We start from the raw sequence: 24,689 nt of genomic DNA, 5'->3' as shown, positions 1-24,689 counted from the left end.
TTGCTAAACGTACTATCGCCCCGCCTGTGTAAGCCGGAATCTGTGCCATCCTTCCTGTAGTTGTTCTGCACAACGAGGGAGGGATGATGATGAAAAGGATGAAATTACTGGTTTTGGCGGTGACTTCAGGAAGCGTGGTAACTGGCTGTAGCAGCTTCAAGCCAAAGCCTGATGTGGACGAGCTACCAGCGCCAGCGGCGGGCATTGAAGCCGAGTATATTATCGATAATACCAACCCTGGTTTTTACACCGATGGACAGTGGAAGGAGTCTTCGGTCTCGAGCGGTTACATCGGTGAGAACTACTTTGCGGGTGAAGCGGGTACCGGCGAAAAGACAGCTACCTGGAACCTGAACATCGTAAAGCGGCTTGATGTGTATGCCAGGTGGACGGCGCATGGCAACCGCGGCTCGAACGTCAAATACGTTGTGCACCACCTTGATGATCAGGACTTTCTGACCACCACGACCGTCGAGGTTGACCAGAGAGACTTTGGTGGCGAGTGGTTCAAGCTCGGGACCTTCCGGATGTCATCGCTTACCAGCCGCGTTGTTGTTTCCGATGATGCAGATGGCTATGTCATAGCCGATGCGATTCTTTTTAAAGAGGCTGCCGGAACACCCTCGGTGGATGGGGATAATGACGGCATGCCTGACGCCTGGGAGCTTGAGCAAGGTCTTGACCCGACCAACGCCCTGGATGCTGAGCAGGACCCGGACGGCGACGGATTGACCAATCTGCAGGAATCTTTGGGAATGACGGACCCATTCAGTGCCGACACTGATGGTGACGGCGTGCCTGACGGTTACGAAAATGACGAGGGTCTTGATCCGACAGTATCGGATGGCGACCTGGATGCCGACGGAGATGGGTATACGAACTACCAGGAATATCTGGCGGGAACAGACCCTACGGATACCACGAGTGTATTGGCGGGGGATACGGTTTTGCTGACCTGGGACGCGCCTTTGGCGCGGACTGACGGCAGCGAACTTGCCCCGGAAGAAATCGATTATTACGAGCTGAAATACGCCCAGGCTGTGGATGAGAGTAACACCGGAATCGTCTCGGATAATGAATCGGCGGACTTTGTGGTTTACGGGCCTGATGCGGGCACTTCGGCCGTAACGGAAGGCTATGTGGGGCAGAACTATGTGGTTATGCCCGCAGGGACGGGCGATAACTTTGCAAGCTGGTCGGTGAACGACCTCACTCCCGGTACTGAGTACCGGGTGTCAGCCAACTGGACGTCGTACAGGAATCGCGCAACCAACGCGACTTATGCCGTTCAGTATGAAATGGTGGACGGTAATCTTGTTGAAAGCCAGTTCACTGTCAACCAGACCTCCGGTGGTGGCTCATGGCAGGATCTGGGGTCGGTTACCCCCGGTTCCAGCCAGGTAACCGTGTTATTGGCGAATGATGCTGATGGCTACGTTATTGCGGATGCCATAAAACTGGAGCCAGTGACGAAAGCTGTAGAGCCGGTCAGAATAGAGTCTGACAAGACCCGGTCCTATGTCGTCAGTGACCTCCCGACCGGTGCATGGGAATTTCAGATACGAGCTGTGGACACGGATGGGCTTGCGAGTGATTATACGGAACCTCAAGTTACGATAATTGAATAGTGTGGTCTTCTCCCTGCTCGAGCGAGGCCGCAGATTCCCGGTTAAAAGCGTTAAGGAGCGACGTACGTGGCCTTGGTTTACTTTGATAAATTCATGGAAAGAACGGGTGTTGGTAATTTCGGTGACGACATAAATCCGGCTCTGATGAGCCGGTTTATCAGCAAGGATATTCTCTCATCCGAGGATATTGCACTGTTCGGAATCGGCACGATTCTGAACGACAAAAACATAAAAACTCATAATCACTACGCCAGAAAGGTGATTTTCAGTTCTGGCGTGGGGTATGGGAAGCTCGAAACCAGGCTTGATGAGACCTGGGATGTTGCCTGTGTTAGGGGGCCGGGCTCGGCCAGGGCACTTGGTGTTGGGCTGGACAGGGCCATAGCCGATGGCGCCATCTTGCTTTCGGAGCTCTATGGTAAGCCCACGAAAAAGTCTTCAAGAGCCGTGTTCATACCCCACGTCAATTCCCACCTTTCAACGGGGCGACTGCTGGCGGCCATTGCCGATAAACTCGATATGGATTACCTGACCCCGAGTTGCAATGCCGAAGAGTTTATCAGCACTGTGGCAAGCGCCCCTTTCGTTGTCACAGAAGCCATGCATGGAGCCATTCTTGCGGACACGATGCGGGTTCCCTGGATTCCTGTGGGCTTACATGAGTTCCATGAGTTTAAATGGCGTGACTGGATGGACGCTATGGGCCTGGACAACGGAATGGTTCACTCTTTGTCGCCACGATGCTGGGATAGCAGGGAAGGGCGGCAGCCGACCACCATCGTTCAGCGGTTGTATAAACGCGGTAAGGGACAGGTCCTGAAACGTAACCTGAGACGGGTCATCGCGACTCAGGAGCCGCTGCTTAGCCCGCCACAGATTATTGATCTGAAAAAACAGGCCCTACTGGAAGTCGTGAACGACATCAACAGGACCTATTCCCGGTTGTAGGCCGGGGTTGCTGCCAGGATATACTCAGCGACCTGTCTGGCACTGTCCAGCTCCCGGACCTCCCGGGAGTGACGGTCCATAGCCTGCTTTATCGAGTTGTCGTTGAGGATATCGCCGAGGTATCGGGATACCTGCTCACCAGTAAATCGATTTTTATTGATAACTTTCCCGGCCCCCAGGCTTTCCACAACCCAGGCATTGTAGGGTTGGTCCCAGATCTGGGGTATACACAGCATGGGTTTTGCGAACCAGAATGCTTCCTGCACGGCTCCGGACCCCGCATGGGAAACAAACCCACGTATGCACGGGTCTGCCAGTAGCGTCGGTTGTGGGCCCCAGGAGATCCATCGTATATCCGGGTCATCCTTGAAATCTGCTGGTACGGGGTCCGTGCGCGACACCCAGAGAATTCTGCAATGGTTTTCTTTGGCTCCGTGGATCAGGCAATGGGAGAGCTTGTTGGTTATGGTCACCATGGATCCAAGGCTGACCAGAATGACCGGTTTGTCCGGCTGGATTTCGAGCCAGGCCCGGTCTTCCGTGGCTACTTCTCCGGCCACCAGGGGCGGAAGCGGGCCAAATGCCTGAGCATCGCCGCATATCTTAATTCTGGAGCTGAGGTGACGCCGTTCGGTGGTTGCCATGCCAGTGGTGAAGATCTGCTTGGGCTTGCCTGACTGTTTGCTTCTTTCGATGATTTCACCCCAGTTCCGGTTTACCTCAATCTTCATTTCCTTGATGGAGCGGTATAGCTTGTGGTTCAGCTTTGATTGGACCACGTCTGAGAGCTTTCCAATAATTTTTGCCAATACGGGGATGATTTTGCTGGACAGAAGTGACGGCTGGTCAGCGTATGGCTGAGGATTCTGGCACTGCTGGTTGGACCCGGCTGCCCGATGCATCAGAACCGGGATGCCTGACTGGACACCCAGGTCATGGACGGCAGCCCCTAACAGGTGTTCGTCGGTAATGATCAGGTCTGGTTTGCGTTGCTGAATTATGTCCTTGACCAGTGGTAGGGCGGATAGGCCTTTATATTGAATCGGCTGGAAATAATGGGACTCAAAATACCGGCTGAAATAAAGCTTTCTGTATAGCGGGCTTGTGGGGGATATCTTGTTAAGAAGAGAGTCGGCATTGGCCGGTAGAACAGGGGGAAGCAGCTCGTACTCGAACCCATGGGTTGCTAGCAGGCTTTTCCCTTCTTCCGGAAGAATGAAGCGGCACTCGATATTTTTAGACCTCAGTGTCGAAGCAATGCGGAGCAGGGGAATAACGTGCCCGGCATCCGGTATCAGTGCCACAAAAGTAATACGCATGTTCCAAAGTCCTTTTCGTTTGTCACGTATTTGGGTGTTTCGCGAATTATCCGGAGTCGAGTCTATACCGCAACTGGATATCAGCATAGTGTTTCGCTGGCTTTACAGTGCCTGTCAGTAAATTTTACACATTAGAAAGATTCGCGAGTTTTCAGGCTTATAACACTATGTAAATTAACGATTATAATTTAATGGCATGGATATGGCTTATAGGCGGAGGTGTATTTCGCAGTAACCATAATGAAGAAGGATCTACCATGAATAAGATGTCGATGTTGGGAGGAGTGTTCGCTGCTTCATTAGTTGCACCTGCCTTTGCAATGCCCGTAATTTCCGTTGATAGCGTATCTGGCGTGTGGTCAGATGCTGTTGGAGGTATTAACGTCAACTATGATGGCCAGGAGGTACGTTGGGGTGGTGTCCAGACGCAGCAAAGCGGCTACCGCTTTGATGGATCTGCACCCGCAGCCTTTGAGGTGGATACTAACCAAGAGTTTGACCTGGGTACTTTCACCCATTTCAACTACCAGATTGATCGGGGTACAGGTGTTAGCAGTGTTCTGCTGAGCCTTTCGATGGATATTTCTGTTGATGGAAATCCATATGCAGCGCCTCTGTCGTTTACATTCCTGCATGAAGAAACCCCGAACTCTGGCAACGGCTGCTGCGACGACATTGTGTCCTTCGCCAGCCTCGTTTCATCAGAGGCTTTCGAGATTGACGGCACCCTGTATGCACTTGACCTGAGAGGGTTCAGTCAGGATGGCAGCCCTACCACGAGTGACTTGTTCACCTCTGAACAGGGCGACAACGTAGCCAAGCTTAGAGGTGTGTTTACCAAGGTTCCTGAGCCCGGCACTCTTGCGCTGCTCGGTCTGGGGCTTGCCGGTCTGGGACTTTCGCGTCGTCGCAAGGCCTGAGACCAACAAAGGCTGCCTACGAAGATTGTAGTGGTCTTGAACAAAAAACCGGCGCTCGAATGAGCGCCGGTTTTTTTGTGAGCCGGATGATTTATCAGCGTTGCGCGCCGTTCAGGAATCTTTCGAAGGTGGCTCTCTGCCCGGCACAGTCCGGCGTTGTCTCGCCTTCACTCGACGCGCTTTCACACCGTCCGGCGAGTGCCCACAGGGCGCCACGGGCATCGCCCTGGAGCTTGTTTAGTGCGCCCTGGATTTTTACCTCGATATTCGAAGTGGTGAGCTGCCCGCCTATCTGATACCACGACCATAAAATGACGTAAGCGCCACCGGCATTTTTCTGGATGACCGTTTCACTGACGGTATCCGGGCTGGCAGTATTGCTGCCGTTACGAGTCCGTGTTGTCCTGGAGACAAGCTTCCATTCCTTTCGGTCAAACAGCTGGTTTCGATACCCGAGCAGCTCCCTGTCCTGCGCCTGTCGGCGATACCCTGTGATTTGCATTTGCACTCGTTCCAGATCATCTGACACATACATTCCGCTCAGATCAATGTCTGGCTTTGAATAGTCCGGTTGCCAGAAATCTGCGTGTCTTAGCGGGCCACTCCAGCCGGCATCAGGCTCAGGCAGGTCCGGCTCCCATGAGCTGGCCATATGCTCGGTTCTGGCATCCAGGGCAGCCGGTATCAGCGGTGGCACTAGGAGAAGTAGTGAAGCTATCAGAGGCCACTTGATGGCACGCGATTTTGTGTCCGCCTGTTCAGTTTCTGGCTGGGGCTGGCCCGTTCCGTCCCCGGTGGGTGAGGAGGAAGGTTGCTCGAGCCAGGTGGAGATAAAGAAAAGCGGCACCAGTGTAACGATGACGAAGATAACCCATCCCAGGAGTTCGTGGTCTTCGATCAGGGAGGTTTCCATGTTGGTGTAGTGCCCTGCAGCAATGATGCTGAAGACTCTTATCCAGTTCGCCACCATGGACAGCAGGCCGGCAATAACCACCAGAAGAAGGATGCGAGTCTTCGAGCGGTAATAAAGCTGGCCGTAGAAGGTCGCGAGGAAAAGCGCCACCATCAGGTACCGCACACCACTACAGCCGTTTTCAACAAGGAAGGTCCCGACATCCAGGACAATGTAGAACTCATGGATGGTGGCAGGGATATCAAATGCCTGCAGCAGGATGGTGTTAAAAAAAACGGTGATGTGCTGGAGCAGGGGCGAGAAGTCGTCCCATATGGGCACTGCAAAAATCAGCAGTAGAATTGGGCCGCCTGCGATGGACAGGAATCCCTTTCCCCATATTGACCATCCCCAGAAGAGGATGATCAATAACGCAAGCATCAGTCGGAACACTCTGATGTCTGCCGCCTGGGAGAGGATCAGCCCGACGACAGCGCCAGCCAGAAAAAACAGCCCCAGGGGCGAGCCGGTTACTCTCAGGGCCGCGAGCGACTCCTTTCTCTTGTAGAGAACAAAGAAGACGCCACCCAGTACCAGAAACCCATGGTGGTAGATAATCGAGTTGTACCACAGGTCGAAAAACGACTGCCATTCAGCCCAGAGCCCAACCGTCAGCAACGGAATGGATGCTAGCCAGAGATACCGCATTGAAAAACTCCGATCCATTATTAGCCCTGGTCACCAAATTTTTCCAGAATTCGTTGTGCATCATCATTCCTGCCAACAGCACGGTACGCCTCTGCAAGGTGCAGTGCGATTTCCTCTGAGTCAGGTTGGAGCTCGTGGGCCTTTTTTAGGATGGGAAGGCTTTCCTCGGGTTTGCCGGCTTTCAGCATGATCCAGCCGTAAGTGTCCACGATAGCCGCGCTCTCCGGGGCAAGGTCGTAGGCTTTCCTGGCCATGGGCACAGCCCGCTCATCACCAGTTTCGTGATATAGCCAGGCCAGGTTATTCAGGACAACGGTATTCTCGGGCATTGAATCCAGTATCTTCTCGTAATTGGCTTTGGCCTGGTCCTTCTGGCCCTCCGTCTGCTGGAGCAGGGCGAGCCTCAGACGCAGCTGAAGGCTATCGGGGTAGGTCTCAATGCCGGACTCAAGAAGCGAAAGAGCATCGTCTTGCCGCTTCGCGCCCTGCAGGACTGCCGCGTAGGCGTTGATAATGCCTTCACTGGGCTGTTTGTCCATTGCCAGTTGATAGAATTCGGCTGCCTGCTGGTATTGTCCCAGGCTTTCAAAATACCGCGCCTCCATCAGGTAAGGCCTTGGTGAATCCGGGTGCTGTTGTTTGGCTTCCTGGAGAATGCTCCGGGCTTCCTCTTCTTTTTCTGCTCTGAAGGCTTGTTGGGCAGCCTGCAGGGAAATCTCTTCATTGTCAGGGAAGAGGGCCCTGGCTCGATTGAGAACGGCCGAGGCGCGGTCGGTCTCTCCCGATTCTCTCAGGCTCGCCGCGATGTTGTTGTATATAGCTGCGACCAGAGGCGCTGCTCGTGATGGCGTATTTTCCTCCTCTCGCTCCAGCAACGTGGCCGTCAGGTCATCCGCTTCCTGACTGTTATTCTGACGCAACGCCAGTTCCAGCAGCACGAGGCGTGGTCCGGTCGCGTCGGGGTTCTGTTCCAGCACCTGTCTCATGAAACGCTCTGTTTCATCCTGCCCAAGAACAGAGGTCAGCCCCTGAAGGGCCTGGCGATTGTCCGGGGCGAGTTCTACGGCGTGGCGGAACTGCTTTTCTGCCTCGGCCTTGTTGTCCTGGGTCAGCGCCAATCTGCCCAGTGCGAGAACGGGTCCGGGGTCAGTGGCGTCCTTGTTGCGCGCTTGTGTAAAGTATTCGCGCGCTTCTCCAACGTTGTTCTGGCTGGCCGCCAGGTTTCCACGAGTCACCAGGGCGGCGATACTGTCGGGCGCATCCTTGATCCATTCAGACGCCGTTGTAATCGCCGCGGCAACATCACCGGAGCGCGCCTGGGCCTGAATCAGAATGCTGCGGGCCTGTTCCAGCTCAGGCGCCTTGTTGACCACCTGCCTTGCAAGTTCTATTGCGCGTGCGTGTTCTCCACCCAGGCTCAGATAGTTTGCATACCGCAACCGTAACTGGTGATTGTCGGGGTTGAGCTCCAGTGATTTTTCCATGAGCGCCTCACCGGATTCGGTATCCCCGCTTGCAAGTGATGCTATTGCCACCAGGGCCAGCGTTTCCGGGTCGGACTCTTTGCCTTCGAGTTTATCGAGTATGTCCTGCGCCCCCTCAGGGTTGCGCATTTGTAGCCGGGTGGCTGCCAACAGTTTGCCTGCAACCTCTGACTCGCCCATTTCAGCAACCGGCGCCAATAGCTTCTCGGCTTCCTCAACGCGGCCCTGCCGGAAACGCACCAGCCCCAGCATCAGGGCAGATTGCTCATGCCCGGGCGCTTGCGCGCGCACTTCCTCGAGGTAACGCGCGGCGTTGGTGAGGTCGCCTTCCTGCATCGCTTCCTGGGCCGCCATCAGATTACTTTTAATGGTGCCAGGCGCCGACTTGGCCAGTATTTCTTCGTAGACAAACGCCTCAGACTGTTTTCCCTGGGCTCTTAATACGCGGATAAGGGCAGAAATAGTGGCGTATTTTCGCTGGGTCATAACATCGTATTGGCCAATATCTTCAAGCGCTCGGATGTAGCTGTCTTCTGCTTTCTGCCATTCTTCCCCGGCATGAGCCATCTGGGCTTTCCATAGCCACAGTTCAGTATCCTCACCATCAATCTCTTCGGCCTCTGCCACAAGCTCACGGGCTTTTTCCATGTCGCCTCGCGCGAACGCAGTTCTGGAAAGCCCGATTACCGATCCAACCTCACCCGAGTCGATTGTTCTGGCTTCCTCGAATGCGGCACTGGCTTCATCCAGCCGATTTGATGCCAGGTATATCTTGCCTCTCAGCAGAGTCGCTTCGGTCTCTACCGGCCGGTCAGGAGAGTTGATTTTGTCGAGCGCGGCCAGGGCCTGTTCATGCTCGCTTTTCATCAGGTTTGCTTCGGCGTACATGAGGTTGGCCCGGTTTTTCACCTCCGAACTCAGCTCCGCCTCCGGGATCTGTTCCATGAGCCAGTCAAGTTGCCGCTCAGCATTGACAGCATCGCCGGCCTTCAACAGATTGTCGATAATCAGAAAATAGGGTTCGATTTTCTCCGGCTGCAGGTCAATCGCACTACGCGCCTCCAGCGTGCTGGCCTTGAGCTCGCCCTGGCGCTGGAAAAAACGCGACTGGTCCAGGTGGCTCAGGTACTGGATGTCTTCCTGGCTCATTTCGTTGCTCTCGCCGCCGCAACCTGCAAGGGTCAGCGAGATGGCAACTGAAAGAAGGGTGGCACGTACTGCTAATACTGGTTTCATGTCCCTGTTCCTTTCCTTTCTGGGTATTCTTATGGATTCCCTGCCTGTTATTCAGGCACTCGACGATTCAGAGGATGTTTCTATCCGGTACTTGTCGGTCAGGTTGTAAAGCGTTGGCCGGGTGATGCCCAGCAGGCGTGAGGCCTGCGCCATGTTGAAGCTGCAGGACTGAAGCGCCTGGATGATGGCTGCTCGCTCCGCATTTTCGCGCACCTGTCGCAGGTTCAGCTGGCTTTCGGGGCCTTGCTGGTCGCAACTCAGCTGCAGATCGGCGGCGGTAACCCGTTTGCCGTCCGCCATGATGGTAGCCCGTTTCACCTTGTTGATCATTTCCCGCACATTACCGGGCCACGCGTAGCTCTTGATGGCCTTGATGGCATCCTCGGTGAAGGCGAGGTTGGGGCGCTCCATCTCTTTGCCAAGGGATTGCAGCAATGACTGCGCGATGACCAGCGCATCTCCCTCACGGTCGCGCAGGGCGGGCACATCAAGTGTGATTTCGCTGATGCGGTAATAAAGGTCCTCGCGGAAGGTACCCTGGGTAATGAGCTCCTGAACGTCCCGGTGGGTAGCGCACACCACCCGCACATCCACGGGTACCGGTTTTACAGAGCCCACCCGGTCGACCATTCTTTCCTGCAGAAACCTCAACAGCTTGGCTTGCAGGGGCATGGGCATATCACCGATCTCGTCCAGGAAAAGCGTACCGCCGTTGGCGTTTTCGATCTTGCCTTTCTTGCTCTGGGTGGCACCGGTGAAAGAGCCTTTCTCAAAGCCGAACAGTTCGCTTTCCAGAAGATTTTCCGGGATGGCCGCACAGTTGATCGCCGCAAACGGTTTCTCTGCGCGATGGCCGAGGTCGTGGAGGGCACGTGCCAGCAGTTCCTTGCCGGTACCTGTTTCGCCGGTAATCAGGGTTGTCACATCCGTGGGTGCGACTTTTTCCAGTGTGCGGCAAATGGACAGCATTTGCGGGCTGGCGGCTACAATGCCCTTGATGCTGGTGCCGTTGCGCTGGCGGGCCAGTTCACGGTTGTCACGTTCAAGTTCCGCCAGCCTGAAGGCCCGGTTGACGACAAAGGTGAGGATATCGGCATCCAGGGGTTTCTGGTAGAAGTCGCTGGCGCCCATGCCGATGGCCTTGACGGCGTTCTCTTTGTCTTCCCGACCGGTCACCACGATGATCTTGGTCATGGGTGCGAGTCGCAGGACTTCCTCCAGTAACAGGAAGCCTTCTGATGCTCCGCCGGGATCGGGGGGTAGGCCCAGATCCAGGGTGATGACGTCGGGTTCGGTTCTGCGCAGGGCTGCCAGGGCAGACTCCCGGTCTGCCGCAACGGCCACCTCCAGGTCTTCACTGAAACACCAGCGCATCTGGCTTTGCAGGCCTGGGTCGTCCTCTACTATTAAAAGTCGTCTACTCACAACGGCTACAAATCCCTTTCTGTATTGTGATGGCTTCGCGGTGAATCCTCCCACCCCATGATTCTTAACCGAACATTGGCACTTTGCAATGAAAGTCTTGGGTGGATTCACTTTTCGTCAACTATTTGGCGTTCCTCTGTGGCTCGGCCTGTTCACTAGTCGGTTGTTCCTGCTCGATTTCAGTTGCTTCCGGCTCATCGACAGGCCGGGCAAGAGGAAAGCGGATCGAAAAGCAGGAACCGAGGCCCGGTTCGCTGGTAACGTCGATATTGCCGCCCACATTGCGCACGTATTCCCGGGCCTGATAGGCGCCGATGCCCATACCAGTCAATCCCTTGGTGCTCTCAAAGGGTTTGAACAGCTGGCTCTGGATGAAGTCTTCGCTCATGCCAGCCCCGGTGTCCTGGATAAACAGTACCACACTGCCGCTGGCGGTTTTTAGGGTCAGGGTGATCTCGCCGTTTGGTGGTGTGGCGTCCTGGGCATTCTGTATCAGGTGGCCGAGGATACTGCAGAGCTGCTCCCGATCGGCGTTGATGTAGATTTTCCCGGGGTCGCCTGCTACCCGGGGTGTTGGCTGGCGGCGGGAATAATGCTCTGCCAGTTGAGTGACCACCTCGCTCAGTTCCAGCACTTCGGTCACCATGGTCTCGTCAGCGGGCTTGCGGATATGGTCCACGAGGTTGGACATTTTGCGAACGGCATGGTCGGTGGTGTTGATCATGTCGTCAATAAATGCCGGGTTCTCCCGATGTCGGGGAGCGTTTTTCACCAGTAGCGACAGTTGGGCGATGAGGGTTTTCAGGTCGTGGACCATAAAAGCAGACGCCTTGCTAACCGCTTCGAACTGCATGGCCCGTGACAGGCGACTCTGGGCATCGGCCTGGGCCAGCAGGTTACAGGTCTGACGGGCGACAACCTTGATCAGGTCGAAGTTTTCCCAGTTCAGTTCCACACGGGCGTAGGGGTTACCGATCATGGCGATGCCGTAGAGATCGTTGCTGAGATACAGGGGTATGACCAGCCACCCGTCGGAGATCTTCGATATCGGGTCGGGAATTTCGAGTAGCTCGTAGGAAACCGGGTCGCTATGGTATTCATGCAGGTCGATAATCCACTCACGTTCACCAAAAAAACGGACCAGTTCGGACTTGGCGTCGATGGTTGTGTATTTCGGCGTTACCATGTTCACGGCGGTTTTGAGCAGATAATCTCCCTGATCTTCCCGGATCCACAGCGCGCCTGCGTTGCTTTCCACCAGGCTGGTGAGTATGCGGATTACCCGTTCCGGCAGAGGGGGGTTGTCGCTGAGGTCCGCCATTTCACGGGTCATCTTCAGCCATTCTTCCCGGTAATCGTATTTATAGTCGAAGAAGTTCTGGCTGATGAATACCATCAGCCGGGAGCGGATGCGCCGGGACGTCAGCAAAGTGGCGAGGAATACCAGGGCGATGGTCAGGAACAGAACCTGAAGCGCCTCTCCCCAGTCGCCGCCGAGGGTCTTAACATAGTAGCCGCCCAGCGCCAGGAACAGCAGGTAGGCCCCGGCAAGGAGCAGGGTCCCCGCATGGAAGACCGCCGACCGGGAGAGCTGGAAATCCACGGGCTGTTTCCGGGTGTTGATAACGTTGACGGCAAACAGCGGCACCAGTGCTGCGTTGACCAGGCCCCTGGCGTTCCAGAAGGAGTCGGCCACCTGGCCAAACAGCAGGGCGTCGGCGTACATGAAAAAGTCGAAGGCGAACAGGCTGGCCACGGCGATGCAGACATACTTCATACTGGAGCGGCCGAATGACAGCGAGTTCCGCCAGATCTGCTCAACCAGGGACAGACCAAGCAGGGAGAGGGCGATCTGGCCCACCACCTTGGTTTTACCGTCCAGAATGGTCATCCCGAAGGTGTATTCCAGCACCCCGGACCCAAGTAGCAGGACGACCAGTGCCACTGTGGCGGTTGCGAGGATACGGCGTAGCCGGCCGACCAGGTTGGCAGTCCGGAAGGAATCCCGCAAAAGCGCGAAAAGGACGGCGATCCAGGCGGCGTCCCGCAGCAGTTCCAGCGTATAACGGATGAAAAATCCGGGCTCGCCCCACAGGCTCTGGGCAATCAGTGAGCTGGCCCAGATCAGGGTCATGAAAGAGGCCAGTACCAGGGAACGGTCGATATCCCGCCGAAGGTATCGCGTGGCGATAACCAGGCCGAGCAGCCCATAGGCTATGGCTGCGACGGAATGACTTATCAGGCTGAAATCGTTCAGCATGGCTCGCGTCCTGCGTTGTGCGCCATAATTTACACCGGTTTCTTGTTCTCGCGGTAGAACCGGAATATTTCTTTGAGCGGTCGTCTGGGGTTAAAACCGAACTCCCTGGCGAACGCTCTGCCGTCAATCACGACAGGATACTTGAAAAAGTGCATCAGATACGAAGGAAAACTTCGTAGATTGAGGGTCCGTAATATCATCCTCGGCAGTATTGGCGGAATGGAGGGTATGGGGATCCGTTTGCAGCCGCAGAGCTTCAGGGCGTGCTGATAGGCTACCCAGTCGTCAGGCGCCACATTGAAAATGCCACGCTGGGGTTTGTTGTAGGTAAGCACGATGGCGTCGGCCATATCGTCAATATGGATAAACTGCATCATTGGTGAAAATCCGGCCAGAACCGGAGCCCGTTCCATGCCCAGCAGCGTGCTTATGGAGTTACGCACTCCCGGACCAACGATGTTGCAGGGCCGAAGAATGGTAATGTTCAGGTCCGGATAGCGCCACAGATAGATGTTGGCGAGGTTTTCCAGTTCCACCGAGTCGATAAGGTCTGCGCTCAGGCCTGCACTTTTAAGCGGTGCTTCTTCATCGATCAGTGCCGGATTGTAGGCGACTGCGCCGTAGACGTAGAAGGTGGATAAAACCACGACCCGTCTGATGTTGTATTTGTGGGCGAGATCCAGCAGTTTCTGGGTGCCCAGTACGTTGGCGTTGTAGCGGCGCATGCGGGTGAGCTGGCTGGACATGATACGACCGAGGTGGATGACGCCGTCGAACTGGTAGCGCCGGAAAAGGTCCTCGAAAGAGCGCTTGTTAAAGTCGATGCAGTAGCTGGGAATGTCTTCGCCCAGGTAGACCTGCTCACGGAAGTCCACCGCTACCAGGTTACAGGTCTCCCTCAGGCGGTCGATCACTTGTTGTGCCAGGGCGCCGGCAGCACCGGTAACCAGAATATGAGGTCTGCGTTGTTCTTCCATCAGAACAGCCTTTTCCTTTCGCTCAGCCCGGTATCGATCAGTTCGCTGATTGCCGCCTTCACCAGCTCCACACGTTCGGTGACCTGTTCTTCCGGGATTTCCAGATCGTCAAACATCATCGGGTCACCAAAGTTCAGATGCACTTTGGCCGGCAGCACCACGGGCATGGCAAGTGGGGCGTAGGGTATGCCCAGCAGCCTGGCCAGGGGTTTGATATCGGCGATGGCAGGAATGGTTTCCTCACAACCCACTACACCAACCGGAACAATGGGTGCCTTGTACTTCATCGCGAGATGCATGAAGCCGTTGCCGAACCGTTTGAGTTGATAGCGGTCCTGATACAACTTGCCTGAACCGCGAACGCCTTCGGGGAAGACAATCACTGCCTCGCCGTTAGCCAGCATCTTCGCGCAGTTGGTCGGATCACCCAGTACCGCGCCAAATTCGTTCAGCAGATTGCCAAGGTAGGGCACGGTGGGAAAAAAACGCTCGATCATTGCCCGCGGTATGCGCGGTTTCTCTTCGCGGGACGCCAGGGCGTAGGCGATCAGAAGGCCGTCGATCGGCAACTGGCCGCTGTGGTTGGGAACAATCAGGACGGGGCCCTCGGCCGGTATTTTCTCAACGCCCGTCGCTTCCACGCGGAAATACTTTTCATAGATCTGACGGGTGAGGGAAAAGCCGTACTTCATTACCTCGTTGTTGTAGCCCCAGGGGTCATATCCGAGCGAGCCAATGGGCTTGCGGATACGATTGATGTGACTGTCCAGCTCCGCTGGGATCAGCCTGGATTTCAGAAACGATGCCAGACCCATTTGGGCTCCCTGTTCTATTAAACTCGTCCAATCATAACGCCAAGTGTGTGGCTTTGGCCTTCATTAAGCACACGATAATCACTGAGAGCATTGGCGGTTTCGACGCACAGCATGGACTGCCAGGCCTCGTCCGGGAAGTCCGACAATCGCTCGGCTTTTTCGGGGCCGGGATTCCACACCACGGTGGAGTCACTGCCAATGGCCGTCAGCTTACGGAATCCCGCCGGGCTGGAGACGATCAACGGATTACCGCTTTCGTAAATGCGGTCGGTTTCCCCGTCAAACTGCACGGGCCCCTGTTGCGTGTGGTAACTCCAGTCCTTCAGGGAATCAACGTAGCCGCAGTGCTCCAGCCCCTCGACCCGGGTCTCACGGATATCCGGGGTAGGCAGGTAGGTATGAAGCGCCTGGCTGAAAGCGAGCGGCTCGGTACCGGGATTGGTAGTGCTCAGTACAAGCTGGCACCCATCCGCCGAGAAATTGAATGTCATCAATAACAGGGCGCGGCCCTGCCATGTATCGGCGAAATCGGCGTTGGCATCGAGAGACAGGCTGATTTCGACTTCCTGGGCGGTTTCACGCACATCTTCCAGATTCCATACCTCGGTGCGGGCAAAGCCATGGGAAGCGTCGGTCAGTATTCGTCGCCGTACTTCCGGTGGATTCCTGTCAGGCACACCGAACCAGGGCCAGCACACCGGAATGCCTCCACGAATGGCCCTCCCGGGCTCGAAGCGGGAGGTGTCGCTGAGCCATAGCCACTCCGGTTCATCATGCGGCGCAAAGTGGGTGAGGTGGGCTCCCTGTAAAAACAGGCGGGCGCGAAATTGGGGGTGGTGTACTTCTATGGCTTCCAGCTGCCCGACGGTTGCCCAGCGGGTGAATGACCAATGCCCGGGTTTCAGTGTCACTTGGTGCCTCGTCACTGCAGTGTATCGTGGCTACACGATCGCTTATGGGTGTTACGGCATTTCCTTACGGTCAGGGTAAATTAAAACTGTCTTTACGGCGAGAATCCGGCCTAAAATCGCGAATCCCCGCCGGAGCCTGTTTAATGAATGACCCGTTTTTTGCACCCACGCTTCCTGCTCCTTTAGAGCACGTAATGCACGCGCCTGTTATTAGCGATCAGTGGCTCGATGAGCTTGCGGATGGCCTGACGGAGAATGGCTGGATGAGCCAGGATGTGGCGAGTCGCCTTGGGGAAGGTTTGTTGAGTGGTCTGTGTAATGAAGTTCAGATACTGGACCGCACACAATCGCTCAGAAGGGCTGGCGTGGGGCGCGGGGCGGATCTGCTTCGGGATCGGTCAGTGCGCCGCGACAAGATTGCCTGGCTTCAGGGCATGACCCCGGTGCAGGCGGATCTGTTCGCTTTCTTCGAGACCGTTCGGCTTGGGTTGAACCAGCGCCTGTTCCTGGGCTTGAGGAGGTTTGAGGCCCATTACGCCACCTATCATCAGGGAGATTTCTATCGTCGCCATGTGGACAGCTTTCAGGGCAGGGCCTCGCGGGTTGTGAGTTTGGTGCTGTATCTGAACAAAGGCTGGAATGAAGACGATGGCGGGGCACTGCAGGTTTACAATCGTGAGAACGAAAATGAAATTTGTGGCATCGTTCTGCCCCGGGCGGGACGGATGGCGCTGTTCATGAGCGAGGAAATTCCTCACGAAGTGTTGCCCGCCAACCGCACCCGCTACAGTATTGCCTGCTGGTTCCGGTGCGATGAGGTGCCGTTGCCATTGTAGTGTCTTTATCATTGTAGTGCCGGAACCCTTTTGCTAATATGCGCGCCGCTTTCGGGGATTTCGCCCCAAAGCCCGTTATGGTGGCTCCATTGGTGCCTCCGCAACGATAAACCGTGAACCCGGTCAGGCCCGGAAGGGAGCAGCCGAAGCGGTGGACTTGTGTGCCGGAGTGTCGCTGATGGAGTCACCCCCATATCCCCCCTGTGTTTGATACCTGAAGATTTGTCACGATGCACGCCGATCAATATCGTTAAGGCGAAGGTCTTGATTTAGCCGCGTTTACTTCGATATTGATCTGGGTTCGGGGTGCCCGGACCAGGTCGAGCAAGGTATAGACCAGAAAAATCAAGCCCAAAAACTCCAGCGACTCCTCTGCAGTTTGAAACAGACGATAGGTTAGATCTGCCTCTCCGCCTTGTGACTCAAAATAATTGCCGCCAAGCATTTCGATCCCAATGGCACCGGTAAGAAAGATTGCAGCGGAAGTCCCGAACAATACCCGGTAACGAGTACCTAATCTCCAGAGCGTGGGAGCAATAATGATGCCCAGAAGAATCACCAGCAGGGCGTAGGGTATTACCCAGGCAAAATACAGCAGTCCTCCCGTGTCCACCGCCTCACGCAAAGGTTTGATTAACAGTTCGTGAATGGCGGCGAATTCATCCAGTGACAGAAACAGAAAAACGACCGATAACAGCAGCCAGGTTTTCTTTCCAGTGTCTCGGGTGTCACTGACCCGCCACAGGAAAAGGAACAGAAGACCGTTAAAAAACAGCAGCAAGCTGGCGAAAAACGTTGGAACATTCCCCTCCAGGCCGATGTTGAACAAGGGCACCAGGCCCTTGACGTAGTCGTGTCCAAGCCCGTAGGTCAGGAGGAGACCCATGCCATGGGCCGTCAAAAGTGCCAGAAACATCCCGCACAACAGCGTAGTCACGCGGATGGGGGTTACAACGATCCGTAAGTTTTTTGGGGGCATAGACGACAAATTCCCTTTTGGTCGATAATTTTCGCGCACGGTAGAAATTTCAATACGAAATGTCGAGCCTCAGCCAATGCGGCAGAATCAGTTTAGCTCAGCGCATTCCAAGGCGGAGCGATTCCGTGCCGGCTTCTTCTGATACGTAGACCGTGCTATCGTTAGATCCATTTTTAACGGCAGTTGGCAGAACATGAGCTACCAGGTACTTGCCCGTAAGTGGCGCCCCCGTACATTCGAAGATATGGTCGGCCAGGAGCATGTGCTCCAGGCGCTGATCCACGCCCTGGACAACCAGCGGCTGCATCACGCCTACCTGTTTACCGGCACCCGCGGGGTGGGCAAGACCACCATTGGCCGCTTGCTGGCCCGCTGCCTGAATTGCGAAACCGGCGTTACCGCGACCCCCTGCGGCACCTGTTCCAGCTGCCAGGAAATCCAGGAAGGCCGTTTTGTCGACCTGATTGAAATCGATGCCGCCTCCCGCACCGGTGTGGATGACATGCGGGAGCTGACGGACAACGTCCAGTACTCGCCCTCCCGTGGCCGATTCAAGGTGTACCTCATCGACGAGGTGCACATGCTGACAAACCAGTCTTTCAACGCCTTTCTGAAGACACTGGAAGAACCACCGGAGCACGTCAAATTCCTGCTGGCGACGACAGATCCGCAGAAACTCCCCGTTACTGTTCTGTCCCGGTGCCTGCAGTTCAACCTCAAGCGAATGACACCCGAGCATATCGCCGGGCACTTGCGCCACGTGCTGACACAGGAAGGCATTCCCTTTGAAGAGCCGGCCCTGTGGCTGCTGGCCCGTGCTGCCGATGGCAGCATGCGGGATGCTCTGAGCCTGACTGACCAGGCCATCGCATTTGGTAACCAGAAGCTCTCGGGCAGTGATGTCAGTAACATGCTGGGCACCATCGACCAGAGGGATATCGAGAAACTGGTCGACGCGCTCGTTGAGAATGACGGGCCGGCGCTGCTCTCGGAAATCGGCCGCATTTCTGATTTCGCCCCGGACTACAGCGTGATACTGGCAGACCTGCTGTCCCTGTTCCATCGGGTGACCATGGAACAGGTGGTGCCAGGTAGTGTCGATAATGCCCTTGGTGATGCGGCCCAGGTGGAATCTCTGGCGCGCCGGTTGAGCGCGGAAGATGCGCAGCTGTTTTACCAGGCAGCCCTGATGGGCCGCAAGGACCTGGCGGTAACGCCTGACGCCCGCATGGGTTTTGAGATGACATTGCTGCGTATGCTCGCTTTCCGGCCGGGAACTGACCGCAGGGCCCCTCCGGCAATTGCGTCAGGCGATTCGTCGCCCAGCCAGGAATCACGGGAGGACCCCGAACCTGGCCCGGCAACGCCTGAGCCGCAGCTCGCAGAACCCGTTGCGAAGCCAGCTGCGCCTGAGCCGCAAACAGTCGAGCCGCAACAGTCTGTACCAGACGATGGTGTACCCGAGGCAGTTGCAGAGGAACCAGAGGCAGGCCCTCCGCCGGTGGAAACCGACGATGCCTGGCTGGCGAGTCTCGATGCGGCGGCCGAGTCAGCAGCGGCTGAATCAGCGGACGCTGAAGATTATGCTTCCGCGCCAGAGCCAGAGCCAGAGCCAGAGCCAGAGCCAGAGCCAGAGCCAGATCCAGAGCCAGAGCCCGAAGCACCGGAGCGTGTTGTCGTCGAAGAGCCGAAGGCTGAAGCTCCGCGGGACGAACCGGTGGACGTGCCCGAAGAGGTGGCAAATACCGGCGAATTTTTATGGGAGCGGGATTTCCGCAGCCTGGGGATTGTCGGCATGCCGGGCAACCTGGCCAGCAATGCTGCCATGAGCCGCCATGGCGATGAGATCGTACTGACTATCGACGAAGGCCATGCCCGTTTGCTGAATGCCCGCCATGAAGAAAAAATCGTCGAGGCATTGAGGAATCGGTTCGGCGACACCATAACCCTGCGAGTAGAGCAGGGCGATGCCGGAGGCAAAACTCCGGCGGCCTGGGAAGAGCGCCAGCGCCGTGCTCGCCAGAAGGCGGCGGAAGAGGCTATTCGTAATGATCCGGCGGTGCAGTCCATCGTTGAACGATTCGAGGCAAGGGTAGTCGAACAGAGTATCCGCCCTGTGTGAGGCGCTCTCGAGACAAATCTGGAGAAGGTGAGCATGATGAATAATATGGGCGACCTGATGAAGAAGGCCCAGCAAATGCAGGAAGAAATGAAGAAGGCTCAGGAAGAGGCTGCCAAAGCCGAGATTACCGGTGAGTCCGGTGCGGGCCTGGTCAAGGTGACCATGAACGGTCGCCACGATGTTCGAAAAGTGGATATTGATCCTTCCCTGCTGACCGAAGACAAGGAGGTACTGGAGGATCTGCTGGCAGCGGCCATTAACGACGCCGTTCGTCGTGTGGAAGAAAACCAGAAAGATAAAATGTCCGGCATGATGTCCGGTATGGGCATGCCTCCGGGCTTCAAAATGCCGTTCTGATGAGGATTGCTGATGGCTTTTAGTCCGTTGGTGGACGAGCTGGTGGAGTCGCTCCGCTGTCTGCCTGGAGTCGGTCAGAAAACAGCCCAGCGAATGGCGTTTCACCTGCTGGAACGTGGACGCTCGGGTGGAGCGCGGCTTTCTGGTGCATTGGAGCGGGCGATGACAGGCGTTCGCCGTTGTGAAAGCTGCCAGAACTTCGCCGACACGCCCACCTGCAATATATGCGAAGATCCCGAGCGCCGTAACGGCACCCTCTGCGTGGTGGAAAGCCCCTCGGATCTTCTCGCCATTGAGCAGGCAGGTGATTACCGCGGCAGTTATTTCGTGCTGATGGGCCACCTGTCTCCTATTGACGGTGTTGGCCCGGAGGAAATCGGCATTGAACGCCTGCTCAGGCGCATTCACGACGAACGCGTGACCGAACTGATTCTTGCCACTAATCCGACGGTGGAGGGTGAGGCAACGGCCCACTATATCGCCGACAGGCTGGATGGCAGCAATATTCTCATTACCCGCCTGGCCCATGGCATTCCCGTGGGGGGTGAGCTGGGATATGTAGACGGGTTTACCCTGACTCACGCCTTCCGTGGCCGCAAACCCCTGACCGACTGACCCTGACCTGGCTTTTACTATGGACGCTACCAACCCGGCCGCACTCGTTCCCGCGGCTCCCGAGACTGTTACCTGGATCAGGGAGCCTGAGGAACTCGACCGCTGGATTGCTGAAGGCAAAGGAGAGCCGCTGGCTCTGGATACCGAATTCGAGCGCGTGAATACCTTTTACCCGATTCCGGGGCTGGTCCAGTTGGGAATGGGCGACAACTTCTGCCTGGTAGACCCCGCGGTTGCAGAGGCTTCGCACGGTTTCCGTCAGATTCTGACCGATCCGCAGGTGCCCAAGCTGCTCTATGCCATGAGCGAAGATCTTGAGCTTTTCCGCCACTGGCTGCAGTTGGAGCCGGAAGGGCTCGTTGACCTGCAGATTGGTGCAGCACTGGCCGGCGCCGGTTTCTCTGTGGGATACGCCCGATTGGTGGAAACCCTGTTCGGGGAAACCCTTGATAAGTCCGTCACCCGTTCGGACTGGGTCTCGCGCCCGCTGTCCAACGCTCAGGAGCGTTATGCGCTGGACGACGTTCGCTTCCTGGTGCCCATGTATCACTGGGTGATGTCGAAGTTGCGGAAGCGAGGCCTTGAGAATGCATTGGTGGAGGAATCGACGAGATTCTCCAGGGAGCTTGCAACTCAGGATGACCCGGACAACCATTACCTCAAATTGCGCGGTGGATGGACTCTGAGCCGGCAGCAGCAGGGGGTATTGCGGGATCTGGTACGTTGGCGCGAATCTGAATCACGAAACCGCGACCGCCCCAGGGGCCGTGTGGTTGCGGATCCGTTGTTGATTGCCATTGCTCAGAAGCTTCCGACATCGGTGCGGGAACTATCGTCGGTGCAGGGCGTTCCGTCTGCGGTTGTTCGCCGTTATGGTGATAAAATCATCGGGTTGGTTGCTGATGCTGCGTCCGCGGATAACTCCGGCATCGAAACCATTGCTCCGCCACTGACCAGGGAGCAGCAGATGTTCTATAAACAGGTCAAGCGCCAGATGATCCAGGCGGCAGAGGCCCGGGATATTCCGGTAGAGTTACTGGCACCGCGCAAGCGCCTTGAGGCCGTCGTTAACCAAAAAGAGCTGTCTGTTGGGCTGTTTGATGAAGGCTGGCGGAAGGAAGTCCTGGCGCCAGTGCGCGAACACATTGAGGAATTACTGACATCATGACCGGAAAAACCTTTGTTTCGGTGTTTCGCAGCAGCAAAAAAGTGGACACCTACCTTTATGTTCGCCGGGGTCAGGCCTGGGATGAGTTGCCTGACAGCCTGCGGGAAATTTTTGGCAGTCCGGTACACGCCATGGATCTGATCATGACACCTGAGCGGAAACTTGCGCGCACCACTGGCAAGCAGGTACTGGATGCCATTGCTGACAAGGATTTCTTCCTGCAGATGCCGGAAGAGAGCAGCGGCTATGTGGTGGACTTTCGCCGCAAGCCGGAGCAGAGCCGGGAATGATTGCCGAGATTCCTTTCTGGCAGCGCAAGCGTCTGCATGAGATGACGCCATCAGAATGGGAATCTCTCTGTGATGGTTGCGGCAAATGCTGTCTGGCCAAGCTGGAAGACGAAGACACGGGTGATGTTTACTACACTGAGCTGGCCTGCCGTTACATGGACCAGGACACCTGCCAGTGCACGGTCTATCCCGAGCGTTTGCAGAAAGTACCGGCATGCACTGTGCTGACGCCGGAGTCACTCGGCGATTACCATTGGCTGCCATTTACCTGTGCGTATCGTACACTTGCGGAGGGCCGGCCGCTGGCGGACTGGCACCCGCTGCGCTCAGGTGATCCACAGTCCGTGCATGACGCCGGAGTGTCGGTTCGCCATCGGGTGATGTCGGAAGCCGACGTGGCAGAGCAAGACTGGGAAGAACACATTATTCACTGGATCCTTTAATGATTGACGCTGAAACGAACCTCGCTTACGGAATTTTCTGGGCCCTTTACGCCGTCGCCTTCGTGATTTTCTTCTATATGATGGGCCGGCTGTTCCGCCTCATTCCTCTTTACGCAATCCGGACGCTGCTGCAGGCGGCCCTGGTCGTTGTCTTCCTGACACCAGTGGAGTCCGCCGAGGTCGCCGATTGGTGGATTCCGGCCTGGCTTTACGCTGGCTACGAAACCATTCTGGGTGACGCCAGTGAGGCTGGCCGTGCCATCCTCAACTTTGGCATGGCCTCTGCGGCCATGCTGCTGGTGTGGATCCTTGACCTGGTAAGATACCGCCTGGTGAAACGCTGAAGCCGTCCTTTACCGAGAATCCGCGTGGAGCCCCGATGCGAAGACTACTCCGCTGTCTGTTTGTCGCCATAGTCAGTCTGCCTTTCGCGGTGCCCGCCCAGCAGGTCTCGGCTCAGCAGGCGCCTGCCCTCGAACTGCCTGACAACGCCGATATCCGCATTATCGTGGATATTTCCGGCTCGATGAAAGCTAACGATCCCGACAACCTGCGTCAGCCCGCAGTCCGGCTGCTGGCCCGTATGCTGCCGGAAGGCTCCAGTGCCGGGGTGTGGACCTTTGGTCAATATGTCAACATGCTGGTTCCTCACGGTGAGGTTAACGATGCCTGGCGCAGACAAGCCGTTGAGCGCTCCGGGCAGATCAATTCCGTTGCCCTGAGAACCAACCTGGGCGAGGCCTTGCAGGTGGCGAGCGATCGATACCTGGCCGGCGGGGACGAGCTGGACGCTACCGACTTTATCCTGCTTACCGACGGCAAGGTGGATATTGCCGACGATGCTGGCGCCAACGAGCAGGAGCGCGAAAGAATTCTGGGCTCGCTGCTGGAAACCCTGAAGGGCCGTGGTGCGACTATCCATACCGTTGCGCTGTCCGGGGAGGCGGATCGGGTACTGCTTGAGACACTTGCGGCAGAGACCGGCGGCAGCTATTCCCTGGCGCCGTCAGCGGAAGCGTTGACCCGGGCCTTCCTGAAAGCGCTGAACACCGCTGTCCCCCAGCAACAGATACCCATTGAGGCCAACGGCTTTGCGGTGGACGAGGGCGTTGAGGAGTTCACTGCGCTGATTTTCCGCGCGGATAAGGAACCCGCTGCGACCCGGGAGCTTGGTCTGGTCAGCCCCGACGGGCAGGAAGCAACCGCTGGTTCCGTATCCGACAATATGCGCTGGGTAAGGGAAACCGAATACGACCTGATCACCGTCACCGCCCCCGCGGCGGGCAAGTGGCGGATCAATGGAGAGTTGGGTGAAGGCAGCCGGGTGACGGTTGTCAGTGACCTGCGAATGGTGGTCAGCCCTGTGCCGCCCACGTTCACTTCCAACGAGCCGATTGATATCAGCGTTGCCTTCTTTGAAGGTGAGCAGAAAATTGATAACGCCGACTTTCTGGGCGTGATTGAGGTTCAGCTTACGCTGACATCGGCGGATGGTCGCAGTGGCACCAAGATACTCTCCGAAGAGAGTCCCCCCGAAAACGGTGTGTACACCGACGATATAGCCCGGCTTCCGGATGAGGGCGAATACGAGCTTGATATCGTCGCAGACGGCCGGACTTTTTCACGGCGGTTCAGTGCCGTAACCCGGTTCGTAGTGCCGGAGGGGGAGGAAGCAGTTGCTGTTCCAGAGCCTGTCGAAGCGCCCCCCGAACCTGAACCGGCCCCCCAACCAACACCAGCGCCTGAACCGGAGCCTGAGCCTGCTGTGTCGGAAACACCCCTTACCGACGACGGGCCCATCGATATCAGTATGGTTGAAGAAGCCGAACCGGAGCCTTCGCCGGAGCCTGAGAAGCCCACCGGCTTGCCCCTCTGGATGATCGTCACCACTGGTGGGCTGGGCGTAGTGATCCTTGCCGGGATTGTGTTTCTGGTGATACGCCGAAAGAAATCGGAAGCCGGCGAAGAGCCCCCCGTAATAGCGGCGGAAGACCAGGACGAAGAGGACCCGATAGCCGAAGAGGAGATTCCCGTCGCTGTGGCTGAGCCCGAGCCTGAAATGGAACCTGACCCTGAACCTCAGTCTGAGCCTGAGCCAGAACTTGACGAGGAAGTGCCAGAGGATGAGGTTCCTCTCGCCGACGCTGAAATTGAGGAACCAGAGCCGGCGAGCGAGCCAGATCAGAAAAGCGAAGATGAACTACCGGCGGATGAAGAAGACGATGAGTTTGGTCTAGAGGACTTCGACCTGTCTGAATTTGACGACCTGCCGGATACCGATGAAAAAGGGCTCCTTGACGACGAAGATCAGCCTGACGAGCGGAAAAAGTAACCGACCCTTATCAGAAGGGCTTCG

The 24,689-nt window shown here is 56.6% G+C and carries 21 protein-coding genes and 1 other RNA gene; 13 read left to right on the top strand and 9 right to left on the bottom strand.

Features of this window, described 5'->3' with window-relative positions:
- Window positions 1-89: 89 nt before the first annotated feature.
- Entirely contained in the window at window positions 90-1,628 is a 1,539-nt protein-coding gene (locus tag ABJM11_RS21330) for a hypothetical protein (protein ID WP_348295371.1), read from the top strand.
- 66 nt (window positions 1,629-1,694) lie between these two features.
- Window positions 1,695-2,576 carry a polysaccharide pyruvyl transferase family protein gene (locus ABJM11_RS21325; protein WP_348295370.1) on the top strand — a complete coding sequence of 294 codons (882 nt, stop codon included), beginning with the start codon at window positions 1,695-1,697 and terminating at the stop codon, window positions 2,574-2,576.
- On the opposite strand, the gene ABJM11_RS21320 is transcribed toward ABJM11_RS21325, so the two are convergent.
- Window positions 2,561-3,895 carry a glycosyltransferase gene (locus tag ABJM11_RS21320; protein WP_348295369.1) on the bottom strand — a complete coding sequence of 445 codons (1,335 nt, stop codon included), beginning with the start codon at window positions 3,893-3,895 and terminating at the stop codon, window positions 2,561-2,563. The two genes, ABJM11_RS21325 and ABJM11_RS21320, sit on opposite strands and share 16 nt — an antisense overlap.
- Before the next feature lie 257 nt (window positions 3,896-4,152).
- On the opposite strand from ABJM11_RS21320, the gene ABJM11_RS21315 reads away from it, so the two are divergent.
- Entirely contained in the window at window positions 4,153-4,815 is a 663-nt protein-coding gene (locus tag ABJM11_RS21315) for a THxN family PEP-CTERM protein (RefSeq protein WP_348295368.1), read from the top strand.
- A gap of 94 nt (window positions 4,816-4,909) precedes the next feature.
- Here ABJM11_RS21315 and xrtA read toward each other — a convergent pair whose 3' ends face one another.
- The 7 genes from xrtA to ABJM11_RS21280 form a co-directional block, all read right to left on the bottom strand.
- Window positions 4,910-6,415 (bottom strand): exosortase A, encoded by a 1,506-nt coding sequence (xrtA, locus tag ABJM11_RS21310; protein ID WP_348295367.1) that lies wholly within the window; start codon window positions 6,413-6,415, stop codon window positions 4,910-4,912.
- Window positions 6,416-6,435: 20 nt separating this feature from the next.
- On the bottom strand, window positions 6,436-9,135 hold the full coding sequence (locus ABJM11_RS21305) for a tetratricopeptide repeat protein (protein ID WP_348295366.1): 2,700 nt from the start codon (window positions 9,133-9,135) through the stop codon (window positions 6,436-6,438).
- A 51-nt stretch (window positions 9,136-9,186) separates the two neighbouring features.
- A complete protein-coding gene (prsR, locus tag ABJM11_RS21300; protein WP_348295365.1) occupies window positions 9,187-10,560 on the bottom strand; it encodes a PEP-CTERM-box response regulator transcription factor in 1,374 nt (457 codons plus the stop codon).
- Between the two features lie 121 nt (window positions 10,561-10,681).
- The gene (prsK, locus tag ABJM11_RS21295) at window positions 10,682-12,820 is read right to left on the bottom strand and encodes an XrtA/PEP-CTERM system histidine kinase PrsK (protein ID WP_348295364.1); all 2,139 of its coding nucleotides are present in this window, start codon (window positions 12,818-12,820) and stop codon (window positions 10,682-10,684) included.
- Window positions 12,821-12,849: 29 nt separating this feature from the next.
- Entirely contained in the window at window positions 12,850-13,797 is a 948-nt protein-coding gene (locus tag ABJM11_RS21290; protein ID WP_348295363.1) for an SDR family oxidoreductase, read from the bottom strand.
- Window positions 13,797-14,612, bottom strand: coding sequence for a lysophospholipid acyltransferase family protein (locus ABJM11_RS21285; RefSeq protein ID WP_348295362.1), 816 nt, complete (start codon window positions 14,610-14,612; stop codon window positions 13,797-13,799). Before ABJM11_RS21285 ends, ABJM11_RS21290 begins: the two co-directional genes overlap by 1 nt.
- A 17-nt stretch (window positions 14,613-14,629) precedes the next feature.
- Complete coding sequence (locus tag ABJM11_RS21280; protein ID WP_348295361.1) at window positions 14,630-15,523, bottom strand: D-hexose-6-phosphate mutarotase; 894 nt, start codon at window positions 15,521-15,523, stop codon at window positions 14,630-14,632.
- Between the two features lie 143 nt (window positions 15,524-15,666).
- Here ABJM11_RS21280 and ABJM11_RS21275 point away from each other — a divergent pair, with 143 nt between their 5' ends.
- Both ABJM11_RS21275 and ffs read left to right on the top strand, forming a co-directional pair.
- Entirely contained in the window at window positions 15,667-16,359 is a 693-nt protein-coding gene (locus tag ABJM11_RS21275; protein ID WP_348295360.1) for a 2OG-Fe(II) oxygenase, read from the top strand.
- Window positions 16,360-16,446: 87 nt separating this feature from the next.
- An RNA gene (gene ffs / locus ABJM11_RS21270) (signal recognition particle sRNA small type) lies at window positions 16,447-16,543 on the top strand.
- Between the two features lie 66 nt (window positions 16,544-16,609).
- Here ffs and ABJM11_RS21265 read toward each other — a convergent pair.
- Window positions 16,610-17,377: a hypothetical protein gene (locus tag ABJM11_RS21265; RefSeq protein ID WP_348295359.1), complete on the bottom strand. Its 768-nt coding sequence runs from the start codon at window positions 17,375-17,377 to the stop codon at window positions 16,610-16,612.
- 154 nt (window positions 17,378-17,531) lie between these two features.
- On the opposite strand from ABJM11_RS21265, the gene dnaX reads away from it, so the two are divergent.
- Genes dnaX through ABJM11_RS21225 form a run of 8 tightly spaced genes read left to right on the top strand, consistent with a single transcriptional unit; the run spans window position 17,532 to window position 24,665 of the window.
- Window positions 17,532-19,460 (top strand): DNA polymerase III subunit gamma/tau, encoded by a 1,929-nt coding sequence (gene dnaX / locus ABJM11_RS21260; protein WP_348295358.1) that lies wholly within the window; start codon window positions 17,532-17,534, stop codon window positions 19,458-19,460.
- A 33-nt stretch (window positions 19,461-19,493) separates the two neighbouring features.
- On the top strand, window positions 19,494-19,817 hold the full coding sequence (locus ABJM11_RS21255; RefSeq protein WP_348295357.1) for a YbaB/EbfC family nucleoid-associated protein: 324 nt from the start codon (window positions 19,494-19,496) through the stop codon (window positions 19,815-19,817).
- A gap of 12 nt (window positions 19,818-19,829) precedes the next feature.
- Window positions 19,830-20,432: a recombination mediator RecR gene (gene recR / locus ABJM11_RS21250; protein WP_348295356.1), complete on the top strand. Its 603-nt coding sequence runs from the start codon at window positions 19,830-19,832 to the stop codon at window positions 20,430-20,432.
- A 19-nt stretch (window positions 20,433-20,451) separates the two neighbouring features.
- Complete coding sequence (locus ABJM11_RS21245; RefSeq protein ID WP_348295355.1) at window positions 20,452-21,600, top strand: HRDC domain-containing protein; 1,149 nt, start codon at window positions 20,452-20,454, stop codon at window positions 21,598-21,600.
- Entirely contained in the window at window positions 21,597-21,890 is a 294-nt protein-coding gene (locus ABJM11_RS21240) for a YcgL domain-containing protein (protein WP_348295354.1), read from the top strand. The genes ABJM11_RS21245 and ABJM11_RS21240 overlap by 4 nt, the downstream gene beginning before the upstream one ends.
- Window positions 21,887-22,333, top strand: a complete 447-nt coding sequence (locus ABJM11_RS21235) for a YcgN family cysteine cluster protein (protein ID WP_348295353.1) — start codon at window positions 21,887-21,889, stop codon at window positions 22,331-22,333. Before ABJM11_RS21240 ends, ABJM11_RS21235 begins: the two co-directional genes overlap by 4 nt.
- Window positions 22,333-22,677 carry a hypothetical protein gene (locus ABJM11_RS21230; RefSeq protein ID WP_348295352.1) on the top strand — a complete coding sequence of 115 codons (345 nt, stop codon included), beginning with the start codon at window positions 22,333-22,335 and terminating at the stop codon, window positions 22,675-22,677. The genes ABJM11_RS21235 and ABJM11_RS21230 overlap by 1 nt, the downstream gene beginning before the upstream one ends.
- A 35-nt stretch (window positions 22,678-22,712) precedes the next feature.
- Entirely contained in the window at window positions 22,713-24,665 is a 1,953-nt protein-coding gene (locus tag ABJM11_RS21225) for a VWA domain-containing protein (protein ID WP_348295351.1), read from the top strand.
- The last annotated feature ends 24 nt before the right edge of the window (window positions 24,666-24,689 follow it).

The organism is Marinobacter sp. (assembly GCF_039977835.1).
Taxonomy (GTDB): Bacteria; Pseudomonadota; Gammaproteobacteria; order Pseudomonadales; family Oleiphilaceae; genus Marinobacter.
This window is presented reverse-complemented; position numbering and strand designations above follow the sequence as displayed.

Bases quoted from the DNA above. Each gene is read 5' to 3' on its own strand.
- ABJM11_RS21330 (WP_348295371.1), top strand. From the start codon at position 90: ATGAAAAGGATGAAATTACTGGTTTTGGCGGTGACTTCAGGAAGCGTG.
- ABJM11_RS21320 (WP_348295369.1), bottom strand. From the start codon at position 3,895: ATGCGTATTACTTTTGTGGCACTGATACCGGATGCCGGGCACGTTATT.
- ABJM11_RS21315 (WP_348295368.1), top strand. From the start codon at position 4,153: ATGAATAAGATGTCGATGTTGGGAGGAGTGTTCGCTGCTTCATTAGTT.
- xrtA (WP_348295367.1), bottom strand. From the start codon at position 6,415: ATGCGGTATCTCTGGCTAGCATCCATTCCGTTGCTGACGGTTGGGCTC.
- ABJM11_RS21305 (WP_348295366.1), bottom strand. From the start codon at position 9,135: ATGAAACCAGTATTAGCAGTACGTGCCACCCTTCTTTCAGTTGCCATC.
- prsK (WP_348295364.1), bottom strand. From the start codon at position 12,820: ATGCTGAACGATTTCAGCCTGATAAGTCATTCCGTCGCAGCCATAGCC.
- ABJM11_RS21290 (WP_348295363.1), bottom strand. From the start codon at position 13,797: ATGGAAGAACAACGCAGACCTCATATTCTGGTTACCGGTGCTGCCGGC.
- ABJM11_RS21285 (WP_348295362.1), bottom strand. From the start codon at position 14,612: ATGGGTCTGGCATCGTTTCTGAAATCCAGGCTGATCCCAGCGGAGCTG.
- ABJM11_RS21275 (WP_348295360.1), top strand. From the start codon at position 15,667: ATGAATGACCCGTTTTTTGCACCCACGCTTCCTGCTCCTTTAGAGCAC.
- dnaX (WP_348295358.1), top strand. From the start codon at position 17,532: ATGAGCTACCAGGTACTTGCCCGTAAGTGGCGCCCCCGTACATTCGAA.
- ABJM11_RS21255 (WP_348295357.1), top strand. From the start codon at position 19,494: ATGATGAATAATATGGGCGACCTGATGAAGAAGGCCCAGCAAATGCAG.
- recR (WP_348295356.1), top strand. From the start codon at position 19,830: ATGGCTTTTAGTCCGTTGGTGGACGAGCTGGTGGAGTCGCTCCGCTGT.
- ABJM11_RS21245 (WP_348295355.1), top strand. From the start codon at position 20,452: ATGGACGCTACCAACCCGGCCGCACTCGTTCCCGCGGCTCCCGAGACT.
- ABJM11_RS21240 (WP_348295354.1), top strand. From the start codon at position 21,597: ATGACCGGAAAAACCTTTGTTTCGGTGTTTCGCAGCAGCAAAAAAGTG.
- ABJM11_RS21235 (WP_348295353.1), top strand. From the start codon at position 21,887: ATGATTGCCGAGATTCCTTTCTGGCAGCGCAAGCGTCTGCATGAGATG.
- ABJM11_RS21230 (WP_348295352.1), top strand. From the start codon at position 22,333: ATGATTGACGCTGAAACGAACCTCGCTTACGGAATTTTCTGGGCCCTT.
- ABJM11_RS21225 (WP_348295351.1), top strand. From the start codon at position 22,713: ATGCGAAGACTACTCCGCTGTCTGTTTGTCGCCATAGTCAGTCTGCCT.